Annotated in this window: 28 protein-coding genes, 1 tRNA gene and 1 pseudogene; 7 read left to right on the top strand and 23 right to left on the bottom strand. The window is 58.5% G+C overall.

Features of this window, described 5'->3' with window-relative positions; all coding sequences use genetic code 11:
• Window positions 1-179: 179 nt before the first annotated feature.
• The 7 genes from HX812_RS26310 to HX812_RS26280 all read right to left on the bottom strand — a co-directional run bounded on the left by HX812_RS26310 (window position 180) and on the right by HX812_RS26280 (window position 8,517).
• On the bottom strand, window positions 180-2,570 hold the full coding sequence (locus HX812_RS26310) for a TonB-dependent receptor (protein WP_038845672.1): 2,391 nt from the start codon (window positions 2,568-2,570) through the stop codon (window positions 180-182).
• Between the two features lie 84 nt (window positions 2,571-2,654).
• Window positions 2,655-4,265, bottom strand: coding sequence for a gamma-glutamyltransferase family protein (locus HX812_RS26305; protein WP_038845670.1), 1,611 nt, complete (start codon window positions 4,263-4,265; stop codon window positions 2,655-2,657).
• 17 nt (window positions 4,266-4,282) lie between these two features.
• Window positions 4,283-5,374: a polyamine ABC transporter substrate-binding protein gene (locus HX812_RS26300; protein WP_038845669.1), complete on the bottom strand. Its 1,092-nt coding sequence runs from the start codon at window positions 5,372-5,374 to the stop codon at window positions 4,283-4,285.
• A gap of 20 nt (window positions 5,375-5,394) precedes the next feature.
• Window positions 5,395-6,174 carry an amino acid ABC transporter ATP-binding protein gene (locus tag HX812_RS26295; RefSeq protein ID WP_038845667.1) on the bottom strand — a complete coding sequence of 260 codons (780 nt, stop codon included), beginning with the start codon at window positions 6,172-6,174 and terminating at the stop codon, window positions 5,395-5,397.
• Window positions 6,175-6,176: 2 nt separating this feature from the next.
• Complete coding sequence (locus tag HX812_RS26290; RefSeq protein ID WP_010209179.1) at window positions 6,177-6,953, bottom strand: amino acid ABC transporter permease; 777 nt, start codon at window positions 6,951-6,953, stop codon at window positions 6,177-6,179.
• Window positions 6,954-6,964: 11 nt separating this feature from the next.
• On the bottom strand, window positions 6,965-7,771 hold the full coding sequence (locus HX812_RS26285; RefSeq protein WP_033901715.1) for an ABC transporter substrate-binding protein: 807 nt from the start codon (window positions 7,769-7,771) through the stop codon (window positions 6,965-6,967).
• A gap of 77 nt (window positions 7,772-7,848) precedes the next feature.
• On the bottom strand, window positions 7,849-8,517 hold the full coding sequence (locus HX812_RS26280; RefSeq protein WP_038845666.1) for a GntR family transcriptional regulator: 669 nt from the start codon (window positions 8,515-8,517) through the stop codon (window positions 7,849-7,851).
• Window positions 8,518-8,835: 318 nt separating this feature from the next.
• Here HX812_RS26280 and HX812_RS26275 point away from each other — a divergent pair, with 318 nt between their 5' ends.
• Window positions 8,836-9,687, top strand: coding sequence for an LPS biosynthesis protein (locus HX812_RS26275; RefSeq protein WP_038845661.1), 852 nt, complete (start codon window positions 8,836-8,838; stop codon window positions 9,685-9,687).
• Window positions 9,688-9,752: 65 nt separating this feature from the next.
• Here the strand turns inward: HX812_RS26275 and HX812_RS26270 are convergent, their stop codons facing one another.
• Window positions 9,753-10,184, bottom strand: coding sequence for a hypothetical protein (locus HX812_RS26270; RefSeq protein ID WP_033901718.1), 432 nt, complete (start codon window positions 10,182-10,184; stop codon window positions 9,753-9,755).
• A 251-nt stretch (window positions 10,185-10,435) separates the two neighbouring features.
• Between HX812_RS26270 and HX812_RS26265 the strand changes: the two genes are divergently transcribed.
• Together HX812_RS26265 and HX812_RS26260 are read left to right on the top strand one after the other, a co-directional pair.
• Complete coding sequence (locus HX812_RS26265; RefSeq protein ID WP_080642381.1) at window positions 10,436-10,657, top strand: hypothetical protein; 222 nt, start codon at window positions 10,436-10,438, stop codon at window positions 10,655-10,657.
• Between the two features lie 117 nt (window positions 10,658-10,774).
• On the top strand, window positions 10,775-12,754 hold the full coding sequence (locus tag HX812_RS26260; RefSeq protein ID WP_177128257.1) for an acyltransferase family protein: 1,980 nt from the start codon (window positions 10,775-10,777) through the stop codon (window positions 12,752-12,754).
• 3 nt (window positions 12,755-12,757) lie between these two features.
• Here HX812_RS26260 and HX812_RS26255 read toward each other — a convergent pair whose 3' ends face one another.
• Entirely contained in the window at window positions 12,758-13,084 is a 327-nt protein-coding gene (locus HX812_RS26255) for a tail fiber domain-containing protein (protein ID WP_235165427.1), read from the bottom strand.
• A 193-nt stretch (window positions 13,085-13,277) separates the two neighbouring features.
• Between HX812_RS26255 and HX812_RS26250 the strand changes: the two are divergent.
• Window positions 13,278-13,466: pseudogene (locus tag HX812_RS26250) on the top strand (site-specific integrase); the annotation flags it as partial.
• Window positions 13,467-13,535: 69 nt separating this feature from the next.
• On the opposite strand, the gene HX812_RS26245 reads toward HX812_RS26250, so the two are convergent.
• The 9 genes from HX812_RS26245 to thrS form a co-directional block, all read right to left on the bottom strand.
• Window positions 13,536-13,612 (bottom strand) — tRNA-Pro (locus HX812_RS26245).
• 90 nt (window positions 13,613-13,702) lie between these two features.
• On the bottom strand, window positions 13,703-14,059 hold the full coding sequence (locus HX812_RS26240; RefSeq protein ID WP_010209127.1) for a MerR family transcriptional regulator: 357 nt from the start codon (window positions 14,057-14,059) through the stop codon (window positions 13,703-13,705).
• A complete protein-coding gene (gene ihfA, locus HX812_RS26235; RefSeq protein WP_002553164.1) occupies window positions 14,040-14,342 on the bottom strand; it encodes an integration host factor subunit alpha in 303 nt (100 codons plus the stop codon). Before ihfA ends, HX812_RS26240 begins: the two co-directional genes overlap by 20 nt.
• Before the next feature lie 3 nt (window positions 14,343-14,345).
• Window positions 14,346-16,724 carry a phenylalanine--tRNA ligase subunit beta gene (pheT, locus tag HX812_RS26230; protein WP_038845655.1) on the bottom strand — a complete coding sequence of 793 codons (2,379 nt, stop codon included), beginning with the start codon at window positions 16,722-16,724 and terminating at the stop codon, window positions 14,346-14,348.
• Between the two features lie 26 nt (window positions 16,725-16,750).
• A complete protein-coding gene (gene pheS / locus HX812_RS26225) occupies window positions 16,751-17,767 on the bottom strand; it encodes a phenylalanine--tRNA ligase subunit alpha (RefSeq protein WP_010209123.1) in 1,017 nt (338 codons plus the stop codon).
• Between the two features lie 109 nt (window positions 17,768-17,876).
• A complete protein-coding gene (gene rplT / locus HX812_RS26220) occupies window positions 17,877-18,233 on the bottom strand; it encodes a 50S ribosomal protein L20 (RefSeq protein WP_003174975.1) in 357 nt (118 codons plus the stop codon).
• A gap of 30 nt (window positions 18,234-18,263) precedes the next feature.
• The gene (gene rpmI, locus HX812_RS26215; protein WP_002553160.1) at window positions 18,264-18,458 is read right to left on the bottom strand and encodes a 50S ribosomal protein L35; all 195 of its coding nucleotides are present in this window, start codon (window positions 18,456-18,458) and stop codon (window positions 18,264-18,266) included.
• Window positions 18,459-18,518: 60 nt separating this feature from the next.
• Complete coding sequence (gene infC / locus HX812_RS26210) at window positions 18,519-19,070, bottom strand: translation initiation factor IF-3 (protein WP_169850653.1); 552 nt, start codon at window positions 19,068-19,070, stop codon at window positions 18,519-18,521.
• On the bottom strand, window positions 19,070-20,992 hold the full coding sequence (thrS, locus tag HX812_RS26205) for a threonine--tRNA ligase (protein WP_038845650.1): 1,923 nt from the start codon (window positions 20,990-20,992) through the stop codon (window positions 19,070-19,072). Before thrS ends, infC begins: the two co-directional genes overlap by 1 nt.
• A gap of 367 nt (window positions 20,993-21,359) precedes the next feature.
• On the opposite strand from thrS, the gene HX812_RS26200 reads away from it, so the two are divergent.
• A complete protein-coding gene (locus HX812_RS26200; RefSeq protein WP_016978147.1) occupies window positions 21,360-21,674 on the top strand; it encodes a hypothetical protein in 315 nt (104 codons plus the stop codon).
• Between the two features lie 289 nt (window positions 21,675-21,963).
• Window positions 21,964-22,176 carry a cold-shock protein gene (locus HX812_RS26195; RefSeq protein WP_003234260.1) on the top strand — a complete coding sequence of 71 codons (213 nt, stop codon included), beginning with the start codon at window positions 21,964-21,966 and terminating at the stop codon, window positions 22,174-22,176.
• A gap of 74 nt (window positions 22,177-22,250) precedes the next feature.
• Here the strand turns inward: HX812_RS26195 and HX812_RS26190 are convergent, their stop codons facing one another.
• Window positions 22,251-22,571 (bottom strand): I78 family peptidase inhibitor, encoded by a 321-nt coding sequence (locus HX812_RS26190; RefSeq protein WP_025857833.1) that lies wholly within the window; start codon window positions 22,569-22,571, stop codon window positions 22,251-22,253.
• Between the two features lie 144 nt (window positions 22,572-22,715).
• Window positions 22,716-23,024 (bottom strand): hypothetical protein, encoded by a 309-nt coding sequence (locus tag HX812_RS26185; protein ID WP_038845714.1) that lies wholly within the window; start codon window positions 23,022-23,024, stop codon window positions 22,716-22,718.
• A 170-nt stretch (window positions 23,025-23,194) separates the two neighbouring features.
• On the opposite strand from HX812_RS26185, the gene HX812_RS26180 reads away from it, so the two are divergent.
• Window positions 23,195-23,407, top strand: coding sequence for a hypothetical protein (locus HX812_RS26180; protein ID WP_010209115.1), 213 nt, complete (start codon window positions 23,195-23,197; stop codon window positions 23,405-23,407).
• Between the two features lie 33 nt (window positions 23,408-23,440).
• Here HX812_RS26180 and HX812_RS26175 read toward each other — a convergent pair whose 3' ends face one another.
• The 3 genes from HX812_RS26175 to rbsK are packed head-to-tail and all read right to left on the bottom strand — an operon-like array spanning window position 23,441 to window position 25,813.
• Window positions 23,441-24,469, bottom strand: coding sequence for a nucleoside hydrolase (locus HX812_RS26175; RefSeq protein WP_033901722.1), 1,029 nt, complete (start codon window positions 24,467-24,469; stop codon window positions 23,441-23,443).
• A 25-nt stretch (window positions 24,470-24,494) separates the two neighbouring features.
• A complete protein-coding gene (gene rbsD / locus HX812_RS26170; protein ID WP_038845646.1) occupies window positions 24,495-24,899 on the bottom strand; it encodes a D-ribose pyranase in 405 nt (134 codons plus the stop codon).
• Window positions 24,896-25,813 (bottom strand): ribokinase, encoded by a 918-nt coding sequence (gene rbsK, locus HX812_RS26165; protein WP_038845643.1) that lies wholly within the window; start codon window positions 25,811-25,813, stop codon window positions 24,896-24,898. Before rbsK ends, rbsD begins: the two co-directional genes overlap by 4 nt.
• Between the last annotated feature and the right edge of the window lie 14 nt (window positions 25,814-25,827).

Genomic DNA, 25,827 nt, shown 5'->3' with positions numbered 1-25,827 from the left:
CAGCAGCCCCAACAAGAACACCACATCGTGTCAGGTAGAGCGAGGTGCCAGGTTTTGGGGCGGCTTCGCCACCCAGCGCGGCAAGCCCGCTCACCACAGCAAGCCACTCACCACAACAAGCCAAGTCACTACAAATAGCCTGCTCACCCAACAAGCCAGTCCCCACAACAAGACTCATGTTAGAAGTCGACGGTGGCCGACAGCAGGTAGGTGCGCGGCGTCGACAAGGTCAGCCCCGGCTCGCTGTCATCCGAAGCGCCGGCCGAACTCCAGTAGCGTTTATCGGCGACGTTCTCCACATTCGCCCGCAAGGTGATGTGTTTGTCGTCCACCTTGAACGCATACCGCGCCCCCACGTCGAGGCGGTTCCAGGCGTCGATTTCCTTCACGTTGGACTGGTCCAGGTACTGCGAGCTGGAATAGATGCCACGGCTGGTCAGCGTGAGGCCTTCGAGGCCTGGCATATCCCATTCGGCGCCCAGGTTGACGTTGTACTTGGGCGTCGCCGGGGCGCGGTTGCCGTCCCAGGTGCCGTTGGTGGTGTCTTTCAGTTCACTGTCGATGTACATCACCCCACCGAGCAGGCGGAAGCCCTTGAGCGGTTCGCCGAACACACTCAGCTCTACGCCTGAGTTCTCGCGCTTGCCGTTAGGCCCGAAGAGCCGCGTGGCGGCGTTGGTTTCATAGGCTGGCTGCTTGATGCGGAACACGGCGGCGGTCACCGCGAACGCGCCGGCGTCGTACTTTGCGCCCACTTCCACCTGGCGACTGATAAACGGCGGGAAAATCTCGTCTTCGTTTCGCGAGGTGGACGGCGCGATCTTGCCCTGGCTCAGGCCTTCCATATAGTTGGCGTACAGCGACAGTTTGTCGGTGGCCTTGAACAGCAGGCCGCCGGACGGCGAAACCTTTTCTTCTTCGTAGGCCGTGGCACCTTTGACGCCGTTGCTCCAGTCATCCACCTTCACGCGCTGCCAGCGGGCACCGAGGGTGAGCAACAGGCGGTCGTCGAAGAAGCCCAGGGTGTCGGACAAGGCCACGCCGCTGAATTTGTTTTCGGTGTAGACCTTGGCGTCCTGGCGGGTAGCTGTGGACGGCGTCGGTGTTTGTACCGGGTTGTAGAGATTGCTCGGCGCCGCCCCATAGCGTGCGCCACCGTTGGTGAAGTCCATATCGAAGTAGCTGGCGGCGAGGTTGACCTCATGGGTGACCGGCCCGGTATGGAACCAGTTACGCACGCCAGCGGTGTAGGTGCGCACGTTTTCATCGCGGGTGAAATCCCGTGGCTGCACGCTGAAATCACCGGCCGCATTGGACACGGACACCGCGTGGCGCAGGAAGTCGTGGTTGCTTTTGCGTGCGCCCACGCCGCCGTAGAGCATCACGTTGTCGCTGAGGTCGTACTCGGCATTGACCGTGCCGAAGGTGTCGTTGGTGCGGGCCTTGCTCCAGGATTGCGCATAGTTGCGGCGCACGTCGTTGGCGCTGGGAACCGGCGCTGCGGCGGCCACCTGCACGCGCTCTTGCGGCGCATCGGTATCACGCTCGGTGTGGCCGATGTCGGTGGAAAGACGCAAGCGTTCGCCACGGAAATCCAGGCCCAGCACGGCCATTTCGCGGTCGACGCTCTGGTGGTCCCAGGCGGTGTCGCCGGACTGCTTCACACCGTTGAAACGGATGCCGTACTGGTTGTCTTCGCCAAAGCGTCGACCGATGTCCACCGCGCCGCCAGCCTGGCTGTCGGACGCCCAGTTGCCGGTAAACGAGTTGATGTCCTTGTCGGTGGCGCGCTTGGGCACCACGTTGATCCCGCCGCCCACGCTGCCACGCGGCGAGATGCCGTTGATCAACTGGCTCGGGCCCTTGAGGATGTCGACGCGGTCGGCCATTTCCATGTCGATGGTGTAGGTCGGCAGCACGCCGTACAGGCCGTTGTAGGCCACGTCACTGTTGAACAGGCTGAAGCCGCGGATGGTGAATTGCTCGTAACGCCCACCGGCCGGGTTGGTTGCACGCACCGAGGGGTCGGCGGCGATCAGGTCGCCGAGGGTGCGGGCCTGTTGGTTCTTCACCGCATCCGCGGTGTAGGTGGTGATGCTGAACGGGGTTTCCATGAAGTCCCGCGTGCCGAGCATGCCTTGGGCCGTGCGGCGCGCCACCTGGCCGCCGGCGTATGTGTCGCCGTCATACAGGCCGGTGGTGCCGAGGATCGACGTCGGGGCCAACTCCAACGTGCTGCCGTCCGGCGCCGGCACCAGCATGTAGGCCTGTGCGCCCATCGGTTGCAGTTGCAGGCCAGAGCCTTGCAGCAAGCGCGCGAAGCCCTCCTCCACCCCATATTCACCGGACAAACCACTGCTGCTGCGCCCGCTGACCAACGCCGGGTCCACCGACAGGTTGACACCCGCCAACCCGGCGAAGCGGGTTAGCGCCGCACTCAGGCTGCCGGCGGGCACCTGATAACTACGGCGGGTGGCGGTGTCTTCGGCATAACTGACGGCGGCGAAAAACGGGCTGGCGCTGAGGCTCAGCAGCAGGCTCAGTTTGAGCAAGGGACGGACGACGGGCATTGGCGGAAGCTCTCGATAGTGTTCACTTGCCTGGAATGACAGGCGAGATGAAAAAAAGGGACAGGCTCCGCCAATTTTTTTCGCTTACCACACGGCGATCGTTGAATCCGCCCTCGGCTCGGTGCCGCCGCACAATACACCACTGACCGGATCACGCAGGATGATCTGCCCGCGCCCGTAGTCGGTGAGGTCGCTGGCGATCTGCACCTGATGCCCGCGCCGTGCCAAGGCGTTGGCCAAATCGCGGGAGGCGCCCTGTTCGATGCCCACGTTCATGTCGCCCAGCCATTGCCAGCGCGGCGCATCCAGCGCCGCTTGCGGGTTGAGGCCGAAATCCACCAGGTTCATCACCATCTGCACGTGACCCTGGGGCTGCATGTAGCCGCCCATCACGCCGAACGGGCCAAGGGCCTGGCCGTCCTTGGTGAGGAAACCGGGGATGATGGTGTGGAAGGTTTTTTTGCCCGGCGCCAGGCAGTTGGCGTGGGTTGGGTCGAGGCTGAACTCCTGCCCACGGTTTTGCAGGGCGATGCCGCTGTCGGGCAGCACCACGCCGGAGCCGAAGCCGTGGTAGTTGCTCTGGATGAACGAAACCATATTGCCTTCGGCGTCGGCCGTGGCCAGGTACACCGTGCCGCTGGCGTGAGGGTCGCCGGGTTTGGGTGGCTGGGCATGTTCGCCGATCTGTCCACGGCGGCGCGCGCTGTAGTCATCGCTGAGCAGGTCAGCAACGGCCACGCGCATGTGCAGTGGGTCGGTGATGTAGTGCAGGCCGTCGCTGTAGGCGAGTTTCATCGCCTCCAATTGGCGGTGCCAGGTCTGCTGGCTGTCGCGGTGATCGAAGCTGAAGCCTTCGAGGATTTTCAGCGCCATTAGCGCTACCAGGCCTTGGCCGCTGGGTGGGATTTCCCACACGTCCACCCCGCGGTAGTTGACGTGGATCGGCTCCACCCACTCGGCGCGGTAATCCTGGAGATCACTGGCGCGCAGATAGCCGCCGCTGGCCTTGGAATGTGCGTCCAAGCGTTCGGCCAGCGCGCCGCGATACAGGCTTTCGCAGCGGGTGGCCGCCAGCTCTTCGAGGGTGCGGGCCTGGGCCGGGTTGCGAAACATCTCCCCGGCCCGGGGCGCGCGGCCGTCGATCAGGAAGGTGTCGAACCAGGCGTCCAGCGCAGCGTCACGATGGGGCGTGAACTCTTCCAGGGTGAGCTGCCATTGATGGGCAACTACCGGCGACAGCGGGAAACCGTCGCGCGCCAGGCGGATGGCCGGTTGCAGCAACTCGGCAAACGGCAATTTGCCGAAACGCTGGGACAGCTCCGCCCAAGCCGACGGGCAACCCGGCACCGTGACCGGCGTCCAGCCATACAGCGGCATCTGGTCATGCCCGTCGGCCTTGACCGCCTCGACACTCAAAGCAGCCGGCGCATGGCCGTTGCCATTCAAACCGTGCAACTGGCCCTTGCACCAGACCAAGGCAAACGCATCGCCACCAAGGCCACAGCCGGTGGGTTCCACCACCGTCAAAGCGGCCGCCGTGGCAATGGCAGCGTCGATGGCGTTACCGCCCTTTTGCATGACTTCGATACCAGCCTGGGCGGCCAGGGGCTGGGACGCCGCGACCATGCCGCGCTGGGCAAACACGCTCTGGCGTTGCGAGGGATAAGGGTACTCGTGAGCAGAAAATTTCAACATGGCAGAGGCTCTTCGATTCATTGGCCGGACTTGATGCGGTTCCATTCCCGGGTCATCAGGCGCTGGATATTTTCCGGCAGGTCGGCGGAGACAAAGGTGTGGTTGATCACGTCATCGCCAGGGTAGATACCGGGGTTGCCGCTGACTTTCGGGTCCATCAGTGGCGTGGCGTCTTTATTCGGGTTGGCGTAGCCGACGTAGTCGCTGATCGGCGCGATCACCTCGGGGCGCAACAGGTAGTTGATCAGGGCGTGGGCGTTGGCCGTGTTGCCGGCGTCCTTGGGAATCGCCAGCATGTCGAACCACAGGTTCACGCCTTCCTTGGGGATCAGGTAGCGGATGTCGATAGGTTTGCCGGCTTCCTTGGCGCGGCTCTGGGCCTGCATCACGTCGCCGGAATAACCGACCGCCACGCAGATATCGCCGTTGGCCAGGTCGGCGGTGTATTTCGAGGAGTTGAAGTAGGTCACCGAGGGCCGTAGCGCCATCAGCCGGGTCGAGGCCTGCTTGTAGTCGTCGGGCTGAGTGCTGTTGGGGTCCAGGCCGAGGTAGAGCATGACCTGCGGGATGATCTTCACCGGCGCATCAAGAAAAGCCACGCCGCAGCTTTTGAGCTTGGCCAGGTTGCCTGGCTCGAAGACCATCGACCAGGAATCCAGCACCGCGTCCTTGCCCAGCACGGCGCGCACTTTTTCTGCGTTGTAGCCGATGCCCACGGTGCCCCACATATAAGGCACGGCGTAGCGGTTGCCAGGGTCGGCCGCTTCCAGGCGCTGCATCAGGCGCGGGTCGAGGTGCTTCCAGTTATCCAGCAAATTTCGCTGCAACGGCTGGTAGGCACCGGCGCGGATCTGCTTGGACAGGAACTGGCTGGAGGGCACCACCACGTCATATCCCGAATGTCCGGAAAGCAGCTTGGCTTCCAGCATTTCGTTGGTGTCGAAGATGTCGTATTGCACCTTGATGCCGCTGTCTTTCTCAAAGTTCTTCAAGGTGTCGGGGCCGATGTAATCGGACCAGTTGTAGACCTTGACCACAGGTGTGGCAGCCTGGCTCATGGGTACAACGGCGGCGCAGCACAGGGCTGCAAACAAGCTGGATAAACGCATGGCACATTTCCTTGGAAGGGTCATAACACGCGACTGAGAAAGGCTCGGGTACGGGGATGGCTGGGGTGGCTGAAAATCTGTTCCGGTGGCCCCTGTTCGATGAGCTCACCTTGGTCGAGCACCACCACGCGATCGGCCACTTCACGGGCAAAGCCCATTTCGTGGGTGACCACCACCATGGTCATGCCCTCCTCGGCCAGCTCCTTCATCACCTGCAGCACTTCGCCGACGGTTTCCGGGTCGAGGGCGCTGGTGGGTTCGTCGAACAGCATGGCCTGGGGTTTCATCGCCAGGGCACGGGCGATGGCCACCCGTTGCTGCTGGCCACCGGAGAGCATCGACGGGTAGTGGTTGGCCTTGTCCGCCAGGCCGACCCGAGCGAGTAATCCACGGGCCTGTTCCAAGGCTTCGGCGCGGGGTGTGCCGAGTACCTGGATCGGCGCTTCGATGATGTTTTCCAACGCGGTCATGTGGGGGAACAGGTTGAAGCGCTGGAACACCATGCCGATGTCGCGGCGCTGGCGGGCAATGTTGCGCTCCGAGTCGCGTACCAGGCTGCCGTCGCTGCGCTCGCGATAGCCCATGGCGCGACCGTTGACGCGGATGCGCCCGCCCTGGATGTCTTCGAGCAGGTTGATACAGCGAATGAAGGTGGTCTTGCCCGAACCCGAGGCGCCGATCAGCACCACGACTTCTCCGCGCCGCACTTGCAGGGAAATCCCCTTGAGGATCTGCAGCGTGCCAAACGACTTGTGGATATCCAGCGATTCGATGATCAGTTCTTCACTGTGGTGCGCCATGGTTATCGTCCCCTCAGCAGTTTTAAGGTGCTGCGCCCGAACATGCGGCTGGACGCCGGTGGCGGCGCGGAAGGCCGGTCGGACTGGCCGAAACGTGCCTCCAGCCAACGTTGGAAGAAGCCCCAGAGCGTGGTGAGCATCAGGAAGTAGATCGCCACCACCAGGTACAGCTCGAACACGCGGAACGTCGCCGAGGTGACCATCTGCGTACTGAGCAGTAATTCCTGCACACCGATCACGCTGACCAGGGTGGTGTTCTTGAGCATCACGTTGAACTCGTTGCCCAGCGGCGGCACGATCACGCGGAACGCCTGGGGCAGTACGATGCGCCGCATCAGCTTGGCAAAGCCCATGCCCAGGGAGCGCCCGGCTTCGTATTGGCCCTTGTCGACGGCGCCAATGCCGGCGCGGATGATTTCAGCCATGTAGGCGCCTTCGTTGAGGCCCAGGGCGATGATCGCCGCCTGGATATTGCCGGGCACGACCAGGCCGAACAGGTCGATGTCCTCAAAGCGGAAAATCCCACCGGCCGCCAGTGCGGTGTAGAGAAACACGATCTGCACCAGCAGCGGCGTGCCGCGCATCAACCACACGTAAAACCGCACTGGCAGGTGCAGCAGCGGGTTCTTCGACAGGCGCAACAGCGCCGCCGCCAAGCCCAGTACGCAGCCCAGCAACATCGCCGACACCGCGATCAAGCAAGTCAGCCACAGCCCGGTGAGGTAGACCCCGCTGGGCTGCAACAGGTACTGCCAGAACACATCCCAATTGAAGTTCATCGCCGCAAACCTCAGTCGAGAGTGTCACTGCTGACATGCCATTTGTTCAGCAACGCCACATAGCTGCCATCGCTGCGCATGTCGCTGATCACTTGCTGCACGGCGGCGGTGAGTTGCGGGTCGTCCTTGCGCATGCCCAGGCCGGTGAGGATGCGGCTGAAGGCCGGTACACCTTCCTGGAACAGGTCCGGGGCCATCGCGGCGTAGTAGCCGGCGGTTTCCACCGTGGTGCCGTAAGCATCGACCTGGCTGATGCGCAGGGCCTGGAAGGCATCAGTGTCGGTGTTGTAGACCACCAGCTTCATCGGTGGCTTGCCGGCCTTGGTCAGGTTGTCGTTTTGCGCGTCCAGCAGGGTCTTGATGGTGGAGCCGTTGAGTACCGCCACCTTGTGCCCGGACAAGTCATCCAGGGCCTTGATGCCTTTGGGATTGCCCTTGGGCACCACCACCGACTGGCTGGAATACATGTAGTTGACGATGTCGATCACCTGGCGCCGTTCGGGCTTGTCGAACAGCTGGTCGACGATCATGTCGCACTGCTGGGCAAGCAACGCCGGCACCAGGCCGGAGAACGGAATCACCCGCCACTGCACGTGTTTGTCGCCCAGGCGCTTGGCGATCTCGAGCCCGAGGTCGACGGTGAGCCCGCGCGGCTTCTGCGCTTCATCGAAGGACACCAGGGGCGGCGAATCCATCCCCGAGCAATACACCAGTTTATCGACGCTCTTCAGGCGCTCCGGTACTTGGGGCGCGGCAATGGCCCATTGGGTACAGAGGCCGAGGGAGACAGCCACCAGCAAGGCGCGGCGTTTATGCATGACCAGACACTCCAGTTCGTTGGTTAACGGGGCAGGACTCAAAGTCAAAACACGGGCGGGCTTGGGCCCGCCTCTGATTATTTTTCCGATTGCAAAAACTGGATCAGCGCCGGCACCGTGCCTTCGATGTGCTCGCGCACTACGGCCTCGGCGCGGACTGCGTCGCCGGAACGGATGGCATCGAGGATCACCGCGTGTTCCTGGCGTGCGCTGAGGGGTTTCTCGCCATGCTGCAACCACAGGCGCATGGGCGCTTCCACCAGCGAATACAGCGCCGAGATCTGCTTCATCAAGCGCGGACGGCCGCTGAGGCTGCACAGGTATTCGTGGAAAGCGCGGTGACGGCTGACCCAGGCGGCGCTTTCGTCGCGGTAATCGTCCATCTCGTCGAGCAGGCGCTCCAGTGCGGCCAATTGGCGTTCGCCGATGCGTGCGACGGCCACGCGCACCGCCAGGCCTTCGAGGGCACTGCGCATTTCGAACACTTCGTGCAATTCATCGATATCCAGGCCACTGACGACGGCGCCACGGTTAGGCCTGAGGGTTACCAACCCTTGGGCATCCAGGCGACGGAAGGCTTCGCGCACCGGCATGCGGCTCATGCCGATCTCGCTGGCGATGTCCTCGGCAATCAACCGGTCGCCCTTGCGGTAGCGGCCACTGCATATGGCGTCGAGCAGAAAGTTGTAGGCCTCCTCCTCGGCGGTGAGGGGCTGGCGGTCAACGTAAGCGGGGGCGAATTGCATCGGCAGCACCTTTTGAATTTTTGTATCCAATTATCCACGAATGCAAAAAAGCAGGATGTGTGCCAACTGATCGGGGGATATAGCAAGTGATTGATTTGGATGGGATAGCGATGAAATAGCGATAATCGCGTGGAGTTCGTGCGCAGGAAGTTGCTACCAAATAGCTCAGAAAACGCACTGTCTGTGGGCGGAAGTAACGGGAGGTGAGCATAAAACGCAGCAGACCGGACCATGAACTTTGCTTTAAGAAGGAACTCAGTCATACCCCGCAGGGTCGGGTGCTGTAGGTATTTTCCTCTCACTGCACGGTTGGGCCCGATGAAACAAACAGCCTTCGTCGCCATCGAGCATGCTGGCAACGCTCAGCAGGCTTTGTACGCCCCCTTCACAGCCCCTTGGCTTTCGAACAAATACCAACTGGACCTGAGCGATTTTGACGCCTGCCGGAACGCGGAGTCAGGTGCAGTCTTTATCATTGCTTCCGGCCCGTCAGCCAAGTCCTTTCCCATCAAAAAATTCGCGCACGTGCCAATGATCACGATGAATGGCGCCATTTCGATGTTCCTGGACTCTGAGGTTAAGCCGTACTTCTACGCCTGCACGGACAGAAGTTTCTCCGACCAGCAGCCGGAGCTGTTCAAACACGCGATGGCGATCAGCCAAAGGGTTGCGCTGTGGGAAGATCACGCACGCTCCTCTCATGCTCGACCGACTGGACGGCTGTACCCATTATCCAAAGCCAAGCGGCCCTCCTGGCTGGAATCTGTTCGAGGCAAACACAGTGCACTGGTCGTCAATCACCCCTTGCTACTGGGTCGCGAAAGACCGCTAGGGTTCAGCAAAGACATGAGCGAGGGCTTTTTTGACGCTCGAACCGTGGCCTATCTGGCCATACAGCTGGCGTTCCATGTGGGATTTACCCAGGTCTTTCTGGTGGGCGTCGATCTGGACGAGCACTCAGGCAGGTTTTACGAAAGTGCTGATTCCACCCACTCACCCTGCGGGCTCGATCAGCACTACTTCACACGCATACTGCCGTCGTTTGAGTTGATGTCCGATAAGGTCATGGGTGATGACTTCAGGGTGTACAACCTGTCTGACACCTCGAGGATTCCGGACAGTGTCGTCCCACACGCCACCCTGGCAGATGTTGAGGCCATGATCGCGTAAAACTGCGAAAGCCAGAAACGAGAAGCCCGGCGCTGGGCCGGGCTTCAATCTGACATCGTCAGAGCCTAACGATGCTTGTTCTTGTGTTTATGCTTGTTGTTGCCTTTGTGCTTCTTGCCGTCTGATCGATGACCACTCTCATCATCTGCCAGGTTGTTACCCAGCGCACCACCTGCAGCCCCCCCTACACCGGCGCCGATAGTCGATCCAGTTGTGCCTCCGAGACGATTACCAATCAGCGAGCCGCCGGCTGAACCGATACCGCCACCGAGCGCGGCTTCCGCACGATTGCCTCTTTGAGCCCCGACCGCACTGCCGGCGGCACCACCAACGCCTGCGCCTACCGCCGCGCCCGTTGAGCCACCGAGCTGTTGACCTACGATATTGCCAAGGGCACCACCAACGCCGCCTCCAAGAGCGGCTGTGCCATCTCCGGCGGCCATCGCTCCTTGCGAAATGAGGGCGCCCAAAATCAGGGCGGGTAGTGTCATTTTCATTCTGTGAACCTCTATGGGTTGTCAGCAGGCGCTCACGGTTTGAAACACGCCTGGAATATGGATGAGAACAGATGGCCGAAGTTCTATACCGACTGCACCCTGGGGCGAATGGTTGTAACAAGATGTACCGGGATGGTACGAGGGGCTGGCGGGAGTTCTGAAAAGCCTTTAACAGCAACAATTTATGTGGGCGCCCACTGCAATCGGCGCCTGACGCCTGCGAGTGGCTTGGCCTCCCCACACCTCTTGAAATGTACAAGCAACATTGCCTGCTGCTTGGGAACGAGATCAAAGAACTGAATCTGCTGCTCCGCAAGGCGCGGGCAGACGTGTTCTGCATCAGCCAGACCCTGCTGGAAAACCAGGCGAAGAACAGAGAGATTGCCGCCTATCTCGGGCAGGGTGGCGCTGAGGCTGCGAAGATGCGTAAGAAGATCCATGTGCTGAGCACTTCGGACGATGTGAGCAAGTGACAACTCGCCGAGCTCAGGGGAAGGTGGGCGACTCGCCCGGCTTACAAACCAGAAGTTCGCCTGTAGAATCCGCCGCGATATCAATTTGCCCACGGTAATGCCGAAGAAAGGGAATTCATGCATAACAAAAGCTTGAGCTATCGCCCAGACATTGATGGGTTGAGAGCATTGGCCGTTTTGGCCGTCGTCATTTTTCACTTTAATAAAGACTGGCTGCCAGGCGGATTTGTTGGCGTAGACATCTTCTTCGTAATTTCCGGTTTCTTGATCACCGGGATCATAGCGAGGCAGTACGCCGCAGGTACGTTCTCGTTTGGCGAGTTTTACATGCGACGAGTTCGGCGGATCCTGCCGGCTGCATTCTTCGTAACGCTGTGCACCCTGGTATTCGGACTGGCATTCATGCTTCCCGATGACGCCAAGGCGCTATCCACTTCGGCCATCGCCACAACACTGTCCGCTGCGAACATATATTTCTGGAAGTTCCTCGATACCAGTTACTTCGCCGCGTCGTCAGACACCGTTCCGCTGCTGCACATGTGGTCGCTGGGCGTTGAAGAGCAGTTTTATTTGATCTGGCCAGCCCTGCTGCTGCTCACCCTAAAGTTCGGGAGCCGGATGTTGGCTGTAGGCGCCGCCACCGTCTTGGCAGCTGCCTCATTCTGGTACGGCGAGCATGTGCTGATTAGCGATCCGACATTCGCCTATTACATGCTGCCTTCTCGTGGAGGTGAATTACTGATAGGTGGTGTTACCTTTTTCGCATGCGATGCAATCAAAGGAAGGGCAAGCCGTCTCGCTTCCGAGGCTGTAGGGCTTGTGGGCTTCGCCATGGTCGCTTGGTCATTGGCCTTCATTCGGGAAACCGAGGGGTTCCCAGGATTTATATCCTTGATTCCATCATTAGGCGCAGCATTGGTAATTGCGTCTGGCAGCATGGGTAAAACGGTAATAGGCAGTACCCTGTCGATTCGCCCACTGGTCGCTGTCGGGCTCGTGTCATTCTCTTTGTATTTATGGCACTGGCCTGTTCTTGCTTTTTATAGGTATGCCTATGGCCAGCTCGATCTGGCGGGTGGCGCGATTTGCGCTCTTCTAATCGCAACGTTTACAGCATTTTCCTACTTCTTCGTTGAGAAAAAGTTCAGAAGCAACGGGTCAAAGAGTAAAGCGAAATCTTATTTCGCTGCAGCACTGTTTGGTGCATTGGCCTCTACGGCAGGGTTTGGGGTTCTGATGGGAGGGCTGATCCCTCTGCTTTCTCCAGCTGGATATCAGGAGAAGTTGTCTGAACTTAAAGACAATACCGGCCCAGCATTCGAATACCAGTATGTCTGCCAGGTAGGTGCAAAAAAAGAATTCCTGACAAATCAAGTCTGTGTTGTAGGGACAGCTAGTGCACCCACAAAGACAATACTTTTTGGCGATTCTAATGCTGCTCACTACATGGGATATATTAAAGTGGTAGCGGAAAGTATTGGGGTATCAATAAGAAACATTGAGCATGCGTCGTGCCCTCCATTCCCTGACAATCGCAGCGAAAAATATGTTGATCGCGGATATAAAAAAAGCTGCCCTGAATTCAACAAGATTGTTAGAGACGAGCTGCACAAATATGACACTGTAATAATTGGCGGGACGTGGCCAAAATACGAAAAGCAAAGCCCGCATTTTGAGGAAGACTTACGAGCAACGCTTGAGGGATTCAGAAAAGAAGGAAAACGGGTTGTGATTGCGCTTAGAGCCCCGGGCTTTATCGGTTATGACAAGTCCTGCACCGAAAAATCTCTAAAGATTCCTTTTATCTCATGTGAGAAAAGAAGTAATTATGTCGACGGTGGAGACCTAGCCACCAATGAGAGAATAAAAATAATATCGGCCGACTACAACAACACTTCATCGCTGAGTTTGAGAGACCTTATTTGTACGGATGGTATATGCTCGGCATATAAAGAAGGTACGCCACTCTACTATGATGAGGGGCACTTGAGCATTCCCGGTTCAGAAATACTCGGTAAATTAGCTATTGATGAGGGCATGATTCAGCCAGAGCTGGTTGAAGCGCTGACAAGCCAAGCGACCACTTTAGCTAATTAACCATTAGCCTTTCAATCTGCTCCTAAGGTAGGCGCACTCAAGGATCAGTGCTTCATCATATCGAATACCGTATCGCGAACCGGCGGCGCGGTGTTCGACAGCTGGTACTACCAGATTATCCCCCTCGTAAATCGTCAAAGATCCAGAGTTCTCTTCCCACTCGTCGTAACAAAGCACGCCATATTCGCAAGCATTTAACCCCTCTGATTCAAACGCCGCCTTTACCTGTTGCGCAATTACACCGAAATGCCAGCGCGCCCCGTCGCCCTTAAGCCCAACGGCGTCGTTGAACTTGTATTGACTGTAGGAGACCTTCGCCCAAGTGCGCAGGTACCTTCATCAATTGGTTTTATCTGTTGCTTCAGCACTGTATCAGAGCTGGATGCGTTGTTCAGTGCGGCGCAGCGATCCGGGGTTCATTGCCTCTTGCACCGATCACAGGAACAAATGGTCCATGGCGATCCGCGTGTAGAACAGATTGAGGAACGGGGTGTTGTTCTGTGCCAGACGCAGCGCGAATGATGGCAGAAGGCTACGCGCAGCGAGCGTGACGGAGGAAGATCGGAAAGCGTTGTTGGGGCATAAGAACGGCAGCATTACGAGCCGCTATTCTACAGCCGAATTGCAGTACCTGATTGAGGATGCGAACAAAGTGTCGGCAACTGACTCTCTCGGGCCAGCGCTGACCGTCTTGAGGAGGAAGACGGGATGAATCCCCGAATAAGTCCCTACGCATGAAAAAGCCGAACTGGTTAGAGTTCGGCTAAGTCATTGAATAATATGGTCGGGACGGAGTGATTCGAACACTCGACCCCTAGCACCCCATGCTAGTGCGCTACCGGACTGCGCTACGCCCCGACTAGGCGTGTTACTGGGTTTGCTTCTTGACGAAGCGATCCGGAATATACCGCAAGCTTTTGAAATGTGGAAGTATTTTAAAAGCTTGAATCACTTCTTCAACACCACCAGCACATCTTCGAGTTCGGCGATCATCTGGCGGATCATTTGCTTGTATTGGGTAGTGTCGTCTTTGGCTTCATCACCGGACATACGCTGGCGCGCGCCGCTGATGGTGAACCCCTGGTCGTACAGCAACGCGCGGATCTGTCGGATCATCAGCACATCCTGGCGCTGATAATACCGACGGTTCCCGGTGCGTTTGACGGGGTTGAGTTGAGGAAACTCCTGCTCCCAATAGCGCAGCACGTGCGGTTTTACCGCACAGAGCTCGCTGACTTCACCAATGGTGAAGTAGCGTTTGCCTGGGATGACGGGTAGCTCGTCGTTATGACTTGGTTCCAGCATAAGCCTCAACTCGGGCCTTCAACTTCTGCCCTGGACGAAAGGTGACCACACGGCGAGCCGTGATCGGGATTTCTTCTCCCGTTTTTGGATTGCGGCCAGGCCGCTGGCGTTTGTCCCGCAGGTCAAAGTTGCCGAAACCGGACAATTTGACCTGTTCGTTGTCTTCCAGAGCGTGCCTGATCTCTTCAAAAAACAGCTCGACCAATTCCTTGGCCTCGCGCTTGTTCAGACCCAACTCTTCGTACAGACGTTCCGCCATCTCAGCTTTCGTCAAAGCCCCCATACGTCACTTCCTTAACGTGGCGTTCAACCTTTGTTCGAGCGAGGTGAGGATATTTTGTGTCGTGGTATTCACCTCATCGTCATTAAGAGTGCGCGATGGATGCTGCCAGGTCAAGCCAACTGCAAGGCTTTTTCTATGCGGATCAATACCTTTACCCTGATAGACGTCAAATAGCCTGAGGTCTGTCAGCCATTCCCCTGCATTTTCACGGATTACATCCAGAACAGCAGTGGCGGCCACTTCACGGTCGGCGATCAAGGCCAGGTCACGGCGCACTTCAGGGAAGCGCGACAACTCGCTGAATTTAGGCATCTTGCCAGAAGCCACTTCAGCCAGAACCAGCTCGAACACGAAGACCGGACGATCGAGACCGAGGGTTTTCGACAATTCAGGGTGAATGGCGCCGACGAAACCGACCAGGCGACCCTCACGCTCGATGCGTGCCGTCTGGCCCGGATGCAATGCAGGATGGCTGCCCGGCACGAAAGTGAAGGCATCCAGAGCGCCGGCGAAACCCAGTACCGCTTCCACGTCAGCCTTGACGTCGAAGAAGTCCACAGCGTCGCGCCCCTGTGCCCAGCCTTCCGGCAGACGGCTGCCGCAGACCACACCGGCCAGCATCGGCTCTTGCTTCAGGCCGTCCAACTGACCGACGAAACGCAGGCCGCTTTCAAACATGCGCACGCGGTCTTGCTGACGGTTCAGGTTGTGGGAAAGTGCTTTCACCAGGCCTGGCCACAACGAAGAACGCATGGCCGCCATGTCGTTGGAGATCGGGTTGGCCAGCAACAGCGGTTCGACGCCCGGGTTGAACAGTTCGAACTGCTTCGGATCGATGAAACTGTAGGTCACCGCTTCTTGATAACCACGGGCAACCAGCAGGCGACGCAGCTCAGGCAGGTGCGCACGCGCTTCGGCCTTCGGTTGTGGCGCCAGGCGCGCTTGCGGGTAACGGACCGGCAGGCGGTTGTAGCCGTAGAGACGGGCCAACTCTTCGATCAGGTCGACTTCCAGGCTGATATCGAAGCGATGGCTTGGTACTTCAACGTGCCACTGCCCTTCCCCACTCGAGGAAATAGCCAGGCCGAGAGCCGACAGCAGTTGCTCGATTTCAGCCGCCTCGATGACCAGGCCAAGCATCTGCTCGACGCTTTTGGCACGTAGGGTGATCGGTGCAACGGAGGGCAGGAACTGCGTGTTGACGGTTTCGGTGATCGGGCCGGCTTCGCCACCGGTGATTTCCAGCAGCAGGCCAGTGGCGCGCTCCATGGCTTCACGGGCGAGGTTCCAATCCACTCCGCGCTCGTAGCGGTGCGAAGCATCGGTGTGCAGGCCGTATGAACGGGCCTTACCGGCGATGGCGATCTGGTCGAAGAACGCGCTTTCAAGGAACACATCGCGAGTGGTCGCGGAGACGCCGCTGTGCTCGCCACCCATCACGCCGGCAATCGCCAGGGCGCGGGAGTGGTCGGCGATGACCAGGGTGTCGGCACGCAGGCTGACTTCCTGACCGTCGAGCAGTACCAGCTTCTCGCCTTCTTCTGCCATGCGCACGCGGATGCCGCCGATGATTTCGGCGAGGTCAAAAGCGTGCAGCGGTTGACCCAGCTCCAGCATCACATAGTTGGTGATGTCGACGGCGGCGTCGATGCTGCGTACGTCGGCGCGACGCAAGCGCTCAACCATCCACAGCGGCGTTGGCTTGGACAGGTCGACGTTACGGATCACACGGCCCAGGTAACGCGGGCAAGCGTTTGGCGCCAGCACGTCGATCGGGCGTACTTCGTCATGTACCGCAGCTACGGCGGCAACCACTGGACGGGTGACCGGGGCGTTGTACAACGCGCCAACTTCACGGGCCAAACCTGCCAACGACAGGCAGTCGCCACGGTTCGGGGTCAGGTCGACCTCGATGCTGGCATCTTCCAGTTCCAGGTAAACACGGATGTCCTGGCCCACTGGCGCGTCGGCCGGCAGCTCCATCAAGCCATCGTTGCCCTCACCGACTTGCAGTTCTGCCTGTGAGCACAGCATGCCGTTGGACTCGACGCCACGCAGCTTGGCCTTCTTGATCTTGAAGTCGCCCGGCAGTTCGGCACCGATCATGGCGAACGGGATCTTCAGGCCCGGACGCACGTTTGGCGCTCCGCACACGACCTGGAAGGTTTGCGCGCCATTGCTGACCTGGCATACACGCAACTTGTCGGCATCGGGGTGTTGTTCGGTGCTCAACACCTCACCCACCACCACACCGCTGAAAACACCGGCGGCCGGCGTAACGCTATCGACCTCAAGACCGGCCATCGACAGACGGGCAACCAGCGCGTCGCGATCTACCTGCGGGCTTACCCAGCCACGCAGCCATTGTTCACTGAATTTCATCCTGCTCTCCTAAAGATTCGTTACGACTAGCGAAATTGCGCGAGGAACCGCAAGTCGTTGTCGAAGAACAGACGCAAGTCGTTCACGCCGTAACGCAGCATGGCCAGACGCTCAACGCCCATGCCGAAGGCAAAGCCCGAGAACTCTTCCGGATCGATGCCGGACATGCGCAGCACGTTAGGATGAACCATGCCGCAGCCCATCACTTCCAGCCAGCCGGTCTGCTTGCACACGCGGCAGCCTTTGCCGCTGCACATCACGCATTCCATGTCGACTTCAGCGGACGGCTCGGTGAACGGGAAGAACGATGGACGGAACCGTACCGCCAGCTCCTTCTCGAAGAACACCCGCAGGAATTCTTCGATGGTGCCTTTAAGGTCAGCGAAGTTGATGTCGCGATCAACCAGCAGGCCTTCGACCTGGTGGAACATCGGCGAGTGGGTGATATCGGAGTCGCTGCGGTACACACGGCCTGGGCAGACAATGCGGATCGGCGGCTTGTTCGCTTCCATGGTGCGGACCTGTACCGGCGAGGTATGGGTGCGCAACAGCATGTTCGCGTTGAAATAGAAGGTGTCGTGCATCGACCGGGCCGGGTGGTGGCCTGGGATGTTGAGCGCCTCGAAATTGTGATAGTCGTCTTCGACCTCAGGGCCTTCGGCAATGCCGTAGCCGATGTGGGTGAAGAACTGCTCGATACGTTCCAGAGTCCGGGTGATCGGATGCAGGCCGCCCGAGGCCTGGCCGCGACCAGGCAAGGTGACGTCAATGGACTCGGCGGCGAGTTTGGCCGCGAGATCAGCCTCCTCCATGGTCGCCTTGCGCGCATTGAGCACCTCTGTGACACGCTCCTTGGCGACGTTGATCAGCGCACCGACTTGCGGACGCTCTTCAGCCGGCAAATTCCCCAGGGTCTTCATCACCTGAGTCAATTCACCTTTCTTGCCAAGGTAGTGAACCCGGATTTGCTCCAGGGCATTTACATCTTCAGCGCTTTGCACAGCCTCAAGGGCTTGGGCAACGAGCGCGTCCAGGTTTTCCATGTACAGACTCCAGATACAAAATAGGGGAAGAGCTTGAAGGCTCTTCCCCTATTTAAGACGTTTACCACCTTGGGCTACAGACGTAACCCAGGGTGATTGTCGGGGGTACTTAAGCCAGAGTGGCTTTAGCTTTCTCGACAATCGCAGCAAACACCGCTTTTTCGTTCACTGCCAGTTCGGCCAGAACCTTACGGTCGATCTCGATGGAAGCTTTTTTCAGGCCAGCGATGAAACGGCTGTAGGACAGACCGTTAACACGTGCACCAGCGTTGATACGAGCGATCCACAGAGCGCGGAACTGACGTTTTTTCTGACGACGGTCGCGGTAGGCGTATTGGCCTGCCTTGATTACCGCTTGCTTGGCGACACGGAATACGCGTGAACGCGCGCCGTAGTAGCCTTTAGCAAGTTTCAGAATTTTTTTGTGACGTTTACGGGCAATGACGCCACGCTTTACACGAGCCATGAGTTACTTCCTCTATTCTTGATCCAAAAATTAACGAAGGCGCAGCATGCGCTCGACTTTTGCCACGTCAGACGGATGCAGCAAGCTGCTACCGCGCAGTTGACGCTTACGCTTGGTCGACATTTTGGTCAGGATGTGGCTCTTGAAAGCGTGCTTGTGCTTGATACCGTTAGCAGTTTTCAGAAACCGCTTAGCAGCACCACTTTTAGTCTTCATCTTTGGCATGTTCGGATACTCCGCATTCAGTTGATAAACATAATCAGAAGGCCTGCCGTGCCCTGTTGATTACTTCTTCTTTTTCGGGGCGATGACCATGATCAGCTGGCGTCCTTCCATCTTAGGATGCTGTTCAACGGAACCGTACTCCAACAGGTCAGCTTCAACCCGCTTGAGGAGTTCCATGCCCAGCTCCTGGTGGGCCATCTCACGGCCGCGGAATCGCAAGGATACCTTGGCCCTGTCCCCATCACTCAGGAAACGTACCAGGTTGCGCAGTTTTACCTGGTAATCCCCTTCCTCCGTCCCTGGACGAAACTTGATTTCTTTTACTTGAATCTGCTTCTGGTTCTTCTTCGCCGCTGCAATCTGCTTCTTCTTTTCGAAGATCGACTTGCCGTAGTCCATCACCCGGCAAACAGGCGGGACTGCGTCGGCGGAGATTTCCACCAGGTCCAATTTGGACTCTTCAGCGATACGAAGCGCTTCATCAATCGAGACGATGCCAATCTGCTCGCCGTCAGCGCCAATTAACCGAACCTCGCGTGCCGAGATATTCTCGTTGATCGGGGCTTTCGGTGCAGCTCGTTTATCTTGTCTCATTTCACGCTTAATAATAATTACTCCGAATCTGGGCGACCACGCCGGGAAACCGCTTGCGCGAGGAACTCAGCGAACTGGGCGACGGGCATCGAGCCCAGGTCAGCACCTTCACGAGTACGCACAGCGACAGTCTGCATCTCGACTTCCCGATCTCCGATAACCAAAAGATAGGGAACCTTGAGCAAAGTATGCTCGCGGATTTTAAAGCCGATCTTTTCATTTCTCAAGTCGGACTTGGCACGAAACCCGCTTTCGTTGAGAGTTTTTTCAACTTCGGCGGCAAAATCTGCCTGTTTATCAGTGATATTCATGATCACTGCCTGGGTCGGAGCCAACCACGCAGGGAATGCACCCTCGTAGTGCTCGATCAGGATCCCGACGAACCGTTCGAACGAGCCAAGGATCGCCCGGTGCAGCATAACCGGGTGTTTACGGCTGTTGTCTTCGGACACGTATTCGGCGCCCAGACGGATCGGCAGGTTAAAATCGAGCTGCAGGGTACCACACTGCCAGACGCGGCCAAGGCAATCTTTCAGCGAGAACTCGATCTTCGGACCGTAGAACGCGCCTTCGCCCGGCTGCAGATCGTACGCAAGGCCCGCACTGTCGAGCGCAGCGGCCAGTGCAGCTTCGGCGCGATCCCACAGTTCGTCGGAGCCGACGCGTTTTTCCGGACGAGTGGACAGCTTCATCTCGACTTCGGTAAAGCCGAAATCGCGATAAACATCCATGGTCAGCTTGATGAACGCGGCGGATTCGGCCTGCATCTGCTCTTCGGTGCAGAAGATGTGGGCGTCGTCCTGGGTAAAACCACGCACACGCATGATGCCGTGCAGCGCACCCGATGGCTCGTTACGGTGGCAGGCACCGAACTCAGCCAGGCGCATCGGCAACTCGCGGTAGCTCTTCAGGCCTTGGTTGAACACCTGCACGTGGCACGGGCAGTTCATCGGCTTGATGGCGTAGTCGCGGTTTTCCGACTGGGTGGTGAACATGTTGTCGGCGTAGTTGGCCCAGTGCCCGGATTTCTCCCAGAGGCTACGGTCAACAACCTGGGGCGTCTTGATCTCCAGGTAGCCGTTCTCACGCTGAACCTTGCGCATGTACTGCTCGAGCACCTGGTACAGGGTCCAACCGTTCGGGTGCCAGAACACCATGCCCGGCGCTTCTTCCTGGAGGTGGAACAGGTTCAGGCGCTTGCCGATCTTGCGGTGGTCGCGCTTTTCGGCTTCTTCGATGCGCTGGATGTAGGCCGCCAGCTGCTTCTTGTCAGCCCAGGCGGTGCCGTAGATCCGCTGCAGTTGCTCGTTCTTCGCGTCGCCACGCCAGTAGGCGCCGGACAGCTTGGTCAGCTTGAACGATTTGAGGAAGCGCGTATTCGGCACGTGCGGGCCACGGCACATGTCGACATATTCTTCGTGGTAGTACAGGCCCATGGCCTGCTCTTCCGGCATGTCTTCCACCAGGCGCAGCTTGTAGTCTTCGCCACGGGCGGTGAACACGTCGATGACTTCGGCGCGCGGCGTGACTTTCTTGATCACGTCGTAGTCTTTTTCGATCAGCTGGTGCATACGCTGTTCGATCGCAGCCAAGTCGTCCGGAGTGAAAGGACGCTCATAGGCGATGTCGTAATAGAAGCCTTCTTCGATGACCGGGCCGATCACCATTTTCGCGGTTGGATACAGTTGCTTGACCGCGTGGCCAATCAAGTGCGCGCAAGAGTGGCGAATGATCTCCAGCCCCTCTTGGTCCTTGGGCGTGATGATTTGCAGGCTGGCATCGCTGGTGATCAGGTCGCTGGCGTCGACGAGCTTGCCGTCGACCTTGCCGGCCACGGTGGCCTTGGCCAGGCCTGCACCAATGGATGCGGCGACGTCGGCTACGGAAACCGAATGATCGAATGAACGTTGACTGCCGTCGGGAAGAGTAATAGTTGGCATGGCGCCTCCTCTCCTAGTGGTGACCCCTACCAAAGGTCACGTGGGTTGGGATGAGCCAGTACAAGATCCAATACCAGGCCGTTCAATGATGAACGCCTGCCTTACAGCGGCAGGAGCCTTTCGGCCAACCGATAATCGAACCAGAGTGACTGGAGTGAGCTAAAAAGAACATGGCAAGGCGGCAATGGGCGCGCCTGGAAATAGCCAGGCCGAAGATGCTAGCACAGATGAACGGTCATCGTGCCGCCGCTATCTTGCGTAAATACAAATTCCGCCCTTTATAGCTGCAAAAGTGAACTTGGGCTGTACGCCAGCCCTCAAACCCTCCGAGAATCGCCGTTCGTCCTCGACCCAAAGGAGCATCCTCATGATGCGTTTTACCTCTACCCTCGCTCTCGCCGCTTCCCTGACCCTCCTCTCCCTGGGTGCGCAAGCTGCTGCCCCGTCGAACTGGCCAGCCGGTGCTCGCGACAGTTTTGTCAGCGACTGCAGCGCCGCCGCCAGCCAGAACGTAGACGTCAAAACTGCCAAAGCCCATTGCGAATGTGGCGCAGACAAGATCAACGCTGAACTGAGCACTGCCGAAATCAAAGAACTCATGACGAACCAGAACGCCAGCCCGGAGCTTAAAAACAAAGCAGTCGCGGCTATTTCGTCCTGCAAAGTCGTGAAGAAAAAGTAAGATTTGCGGCTGATCACACAGCTGTTTTGCCGGAAAAATGGCCCGAAAACTGCCATTTCTCACAAATTACACAGGTTTTACGGCTTTTTTTACCAGCTGATATTTCGAGCTTAAGCCCCGTAAATCGGGGCTTTCAGCCGACCAAGGCACTAAACGCAACGCTATTGATTAGCAAACAATGCCTTGGGGGGGCTCCCAAGCCGAACATTTCGACTATGATAGCCCGGTGTGCCCAGTTGGCCTGAGCAGCACAGCACTACTGAAAATATATGTTTCTTGGAGATACACCATGTCTAATCGCCAAACCGGCACCGTTAAATGGTTCAACGATGAAAAAGGCTTCGGCTTCATCACTCCTCAAGGTGGCGGTGACGACCTGTTCGTACACTTCAAAGCTATCGAAAGCGACGGTTTCAAAAGCCTGAAAGAAGGCCAAACCGTTTCCTTCGTGGCTGAGAAAGGCCAAAAGGGTATGCAAGCTGCACAGGTTCGCGGCGAGTAATTCTCCGCTGAGCTAAAAAAAACCCCGTCCATGTGACGGGGTTTTTTATGGGCGCTGCAAAAGCCTGGAGCGACTTAGCCGCAATTGACTCGCGTGATCACCAGGTTGTCGTCAGTGTTCAGGTTCAAGCGGTCGGAGCGATACTCCAGGGTGATCATGTCGTTCGGCTTGAGGATGCGTGCGTTCTGCGCACCGGCACGGGTACGCGCCTGCTCCAGCAACTGGGGCGAAGCTTTCTGGCCGATGGTGAATTCGGCGGCCTTCGACTCACAGCGGCTATGACCGGCATCGGCCACGGCGGCGTCTTTGGCTGGCTCAGAGGCACCCGGGGTGCTGCAACCCGCCAACGCGAGTGCTGCCAACAAAGTACCGAATGATGCGAGCTTCCAAGGCATGAAGCCTCCTATGATAAAAAATGGACAGAGATCGTGCGACAGCGATTGGGCGGATTGGTTTCAAGACGTAAACCGCCGCCTGGGAAGTCTGCCTGACTCTCGACAGGCAATCGCCCGCTCAATCGTGACCAGATATGAACGAAATCAGTAGATATCGATGTAGTCAAATTCCGGCGTCGGCCAATTCTGTTTCAGCGCATTGAAAATCTGGGTGACCCAAACTTCGTCACTGGCAGCCACATTTCCCACGTATCCTGAGCCTTTTGCCCAAGTCTCCAGACGAAACAGCAGGTCGTCGATCTCTACACCGCCTACAAGCTTCCCAGAGGAGATATAAGCGATTCCAGCCTTGGTCACCCGCAACTGGGTATGTTCGTCGTCGCTGGCACTGGCGAGCAATTGGCGCACATTGGCCAATGTCAGGTTCTCGGGGTTGTTCAAATCGATCTGCACGTGGTGTCCCCGGCAATTAAACAGGCCGACAGTGTCGCATAGCGCTGCCGTCATTCCGAATCGCCTCATGCCTAAGTATCAGTGCCAAACGCGATACAAAATGGTTAACTGGCCCGGTAAGAACCGCGTTCCAGCGCACTGCCCAGTACTTTTAGCCTCGCGAGACCGTCATGACCACCGTAACGCTCCAAGCCGACATCAAAGCCAAGTGGCCCCAAGGGCAAAGCTCCTACAGCCCCGGCAGCCCCGAGGAATTGGCAATCATTGGTATCGACCTGCTGGTCAAGGAACTGGGCACGCAGGCGGCGCAAGCGTTCATCGGCCAGATATTCGAGAAATACCCGGCCGATCACATGGGGGCACACGACCCCGAGCGCGAATAAGAACCGGCCGGCGAGCGCCGACCGGTAAAGCCATTACTTCAGCCGTGCCAGGCGCTCGGTCAGCAGATCGAAGAAGCCCTGGGCGTCGCCATTCTCAACCCAGAACACATTCTTTTGCTGCTTCAGGCCGTCGTACCAATCGACGATGGTCTGGCCGAAGGTTGGACCTTCACGGCTATCCACCACCATGTTGGCCTGACGCCCACTGAACAGCGACGGTTTGAGCAGGTAGGCGATAACGGTTGCGTCATGCACCGGGCCGCCAGGAATACCGTAGTGTTCCATGTCGCCCTTGACGTATTCGTTAAGAATATCGCCCACCACCTTGCTCGCGTTGTTCTTGATGTCAGCGATCTTTTTCAGGCGTGCTTCGCTGGTCAACACCTTGTGGGTGACATCCAGCGGCAGGTAGGTCAGCTTGACACCACTCTTGAGCACAATCTCGGCGGCCACCGGGTCGGCGAACAGGTTGAATTCCGCCACCGGGGTGATATTGCCGCCATTGAAGTGTGCACCGCCCATCACCACCACTTCCTTGATGCCTTGGGTGATTTCTGGTGCCTGGGTCAGTGCCAGTGCCAGGTTGGTCTGCGGGCCAAGCATGGCGATGGTGATGCTGTGCGGCTTGGCGGTGCTCAGGGTCTTGATCAGGTAGTCAACGGCATTGCCGTCCGCCAGGCCCTTCTTGGGCTCATGCACGGTGACACCGGAAATACCTTCCTTGCCATGGATGTTCTCGGCGTAGATCGGCGTGCGCAGCAGCGGGGCTGGCGCACCGGCATACACTGGGATTTCCTCGCGCCCTGCCCACTCGCGGGCCAGGCGTGCGTTGCGAGAGGTTTTGTCCAGGCGCACGTTACCGGCGACGGTAGTCAGCGCGCGGATGTTCAGCTCATCCGGGGAAGCCATGGCGAACAGCAAGGCCACCACATCATCGGCGCCGGGGTCAGTGTCGATGATCAGATCGATCTTTTCCGCCGCCTGGGCGCTTGCAGCAGTGAGTGCGGACAAAAGCAGAACACTCCGGAACAGGTTTTTCAGGGTTGGGAGACCACGTTGCATAAAACACTCCTTGTCGTTGGGAACGCTAGAACGTTACGCCGGATACCAGCGCGATATTGCAGTAAGGCTGGCATTCGCCGGTGCGCACCACGGCGCGCGCCTTGCGGCTGAGCTGCTTGAATTCTTCATGGCTGACCAGCCGCCGCTCACCGAGTGCGGCCTGTTCTGTGAGCGTGTTGAGTTCGGCCAGCGCCGGCGGTTGCTTGAGCAGGATTTCTTCGGCCAGCACATGACTCTCCACCTGCATTTCACTGAGCACGATACGCAAGGTGCTGATGAAATCCGGGATACCCTGGGTCAACGCCAGGTCAATCAGCTCGACGCCGGGCGGCACCGGCAGACCTGCATCGCCAATCAGCAGAATGTCGCCGTGCCCAAGTGAGGCGATCACACGCGACAGGGCAATATTGAGCAGAGGTGTCTTTTTCATGAGGGCACAAAACCTTGTACGTCGTGCAGCGTTGGAATAGAGGGTTGCGCGCCGGCACGGGTGACCGACAACGCTGCAGCGACCTGGCCAAAGCGGATGGCCTCAGCCTCGCTTTTACCGTTGGCCAGTGCCGCGGCGAAACCGCCGACGAACGTATCGCCCGCGGCCGTGGTGTCGACCGCCTTGACCTTCGGCGCCTGCAGGTGCTCGAAGCGCTGGCCGTCGGTAAACAGCGCGCCCTGGGATCCCAGCGTGATGATCACTTTACCGGCTCCAGCCTGGATTAGCTGGGTAGCCGCCACCTTGGCGCTTTCAATTGAGTCGACCGTCACGCCGCTCAGTGCCGTGGCTTCGCTTTCATTGGGAATGAGGTAGTCGATCGACGCGTACCACTCAGCCGGCAATGGACCGCTGGCCGGAGCTGGATTTAGGATCACCGTCTTGCCCAGCTCACGGCCGCGCTTGAGGGTGTAGCCCACCGTATTCATCGGCACTTCCAGTTGGCAGACGATCACGTCGGCCGCTTGCAGCACCGCGTCAAACGCCTGCAACGAGGCAGGCGTCAGTTCGCCGTTACTGCCGGCCACGATCACAATCGCGTTCTGGCTGCTGTCATCCACCACGATCAAGGCCACGCCACTGGAGCCCTCCACCGTACTGACGGCCTGGCAATCAATGCCTTCCACCAGCAATGCGTCACGCAATTGGGTGCCATAGGCGTCCGTGCCCACACAGCCGATCATCGAAACCTCAGCGCCCAGCCGCGCCGAAGCGACCGCCTGGTTCGCGCCCTTCCCGCCAGGTACGGTGGAAAATGTCTGCCCGATGAGCGTTTCACCGGCACGCGGCAGCCGGCTGGCGCGGGTCACCAGGTCCATGTTCAAGCTGCCTACTACCACTACTTTTGCTGGCATACATCAGTACTCAT

Origin of the sequence: Pseudomonas sp. IPO3749 (genome assembly GCF_013386605.1) — a bacterium.
Taxonomy (GTDB): Bacteria; Pseudomonadota; Gammaproteobacteria; order Pseudomonadales; family Pseudomonadaceae; genus Aquipseudomonas; species Aquipseudomonas azotoformans_A.
This window is presented reverse-complemented; position numbering and strand designations above follow the sequence as displayed.

What these genes read in the sequence shown, in the direction of transcription:
- rpmI (WP_002553160.1), bottom strand. Translation starts at nt 18,458, where the DNA reads ATGCCAAAGATGAAGACTAAAAGTGGTGCTGCTAAGCGGTTTCTGAAA.
- ihfA (WP_002553164.1), bottom strand. Translation starts at nt 14,342, where the DNA reads ATGGGGGCTTTGACGAAAGCTGAGATGGCGGAACGTCTGTACGAAGAG.
- HX812_RS26265 (WP_080642381.1), top strand. Translation starts at nt 10,436, where the DNA reads ATGTACAAGCAACATTGCCTGCTGCTTGGGAACGAGATCAAAGAACTG.
- HX812_RS26280 (WP_038845666.1), bottom strand. Translation starts at nt 8,517, where the DNA reads ATGCAATTCGCCCCCGCTTACGTTGACCGCCAGCCCCTCACCGCCGAG.
- HX812_RS26190 (WP_025857833.1), bottom strand. Translation starts at nt 22,571, where the DNA reads ATGCCTTGGAAGCTCGCATCATTCGGTACTTTGTTGGCAGCACTCGCG.
- pheS (WP_010209123.1), bottom strand. Translation starts at nt 17,767, where the DNA reads ATGGAAAACCTGGACGCGCTCGTTGCCCAAGCCCTTGAGGCTGTGCAA.
- rbsD (WP_038845646.1), bottom strand. Translation starts at nt 24,899, where the DNA reads ATGAAAAAGACACCTCTGCTCAATATTGCCCTGTCGCGTGTGATCGCC.
- HX812_RS26270 (WP_033901718.1), bottom strand. Translation starts at nt 10,184, where the DNA reads ATGAAAATGACACTACCCGCCCTGATTTTGGGCGCCCTCATTTCGCAA.
- HX812_RS26295 (WP_038845667.1), bottom strand. Translation starts at nt 6,174, where the DNA reads ATGGCGCACCACAGTGAAGAACTGATCATCGAATCGCTGGATATCCAC.
- HX812_RS26195 (WP_003234260.1), top strand. Translation starts at nt 21,964, where the DNA reads ATGTCTAATCGCCAAACCGGCACCGTTAAATGGTTCAACGATGAAAAA.
- rplT (WP_003174975.1), bottom strand. Translation starts at nt 18,233, where the DNA reads ATGGCTCGTGTAAAGCGTGGCGTCATTGCCCGTAAACGTCACAAAAAA.
- HX812_RS26310 (WP_038845672.1), bottom strand. Translation starts at nt 2,570, where the DNA reads ATGCCCGTCGTCCGTCCCTTGCTCAAACTGAGCCTGCTGCTGAGCCTC.
- HX812_RS26275 (WP_038845661.1), top strand. Translation starts at nt 8,836, where the DNA reads ATGAAACAAACAGCCTTCGTCGCCATCGAGCATGCTGGCAACGCTCAG.
- HX812_RS26300 (WP_038845669.1), bottom strand. Translation starts at nt 5,374, where the DNA reads ATGCGTTTATCCAGCTTGTTTGCAGCCCTGTGCTGCGCCGCCGTTGTA.
- HX812_RS26285 (WP_033901715.1), bottom strand. Translation starts at nt 7,771, where the DNA reads ATGCATAAACGCCGCGCCTTGCTGGTGGCTGTCTCCCTCGGCCTCTGT.
- HX812_RS26260 (WP_177128257.1), top strand. Translation starts at nt 10,775, where the DNA reads ATGCATAACAAAAGCTTGAGCTATCGCCCAGACATTGATGGGTTGAGA.
- HX812_RS26175 (WP_033901722.1), bottom strand. Translation starts at nt 24,469, where the DNA reads ATGCAACGTGGTCTCCCAACCCTGAAAAACCTGTTCCGGAGTGTTCTG.
- HX812_RS26290 (WP_010209179.1), bottom strand. Translation starts at nt 6,953, where the DNA reads ATGAACTTCAATTGGGATGTGTTCTGGCAGTACCTGTTGCAGCCCAGC.
- thrS (WP_038845650.1), bottom strand. Translation starts at nt 20,992, where the DNA reads ATGCCAACTATTACTCTTCCCGACGGCAGTCAACGTTCATTCGATCAT.
- HX812_RS26180 (WP_010209115.1), top strand. Translation starts at nt 23,195, where the DNA reads ATGACCACCGTAACGCTCCAAGCCGACATCAAAGCCAAGTGGCCCCAA.
- HX812_RS26240 (WP_010209127.1), bottom strand. Translation starts at nt 14,059, where the DNA reads ATGCTGGAACCAAGTCATAACGACGAGCTACCCGTCATCCCAGGCAAA.
- rbsK (WP_038845643.1), bottom strand. Translation starts at nt 25,813, where the DNA reads ATGCCAGCAAAAGTAGTGGTAGTAGGCAGCTTGAACATGGACCTGGTG.
- pheT (WP_038845655.1), bottom strand. Translation starts at nt 16,724, where the DNA reads ATGAAATTCAGTGAACAATGGCTGCGTGGCTGGGTAAGCCCGCAGGTA.
- HX812_RS26200 (WP_016978147.1), top strand. Translation starts at nt 21,360, where the DNA reads ATGATGCGTTTTACCTCTACCCTCGCTCTCGCCGCTTCCCTGACCCTC.
- HX812_RS26305 (WP_038845670.1), bottom strand. Translation starts at nt 4,265, where the DNA reads ATGTTGAAATTTTCTGCTCACGAGTACCCTTATCCCTCGCAACGCCAG.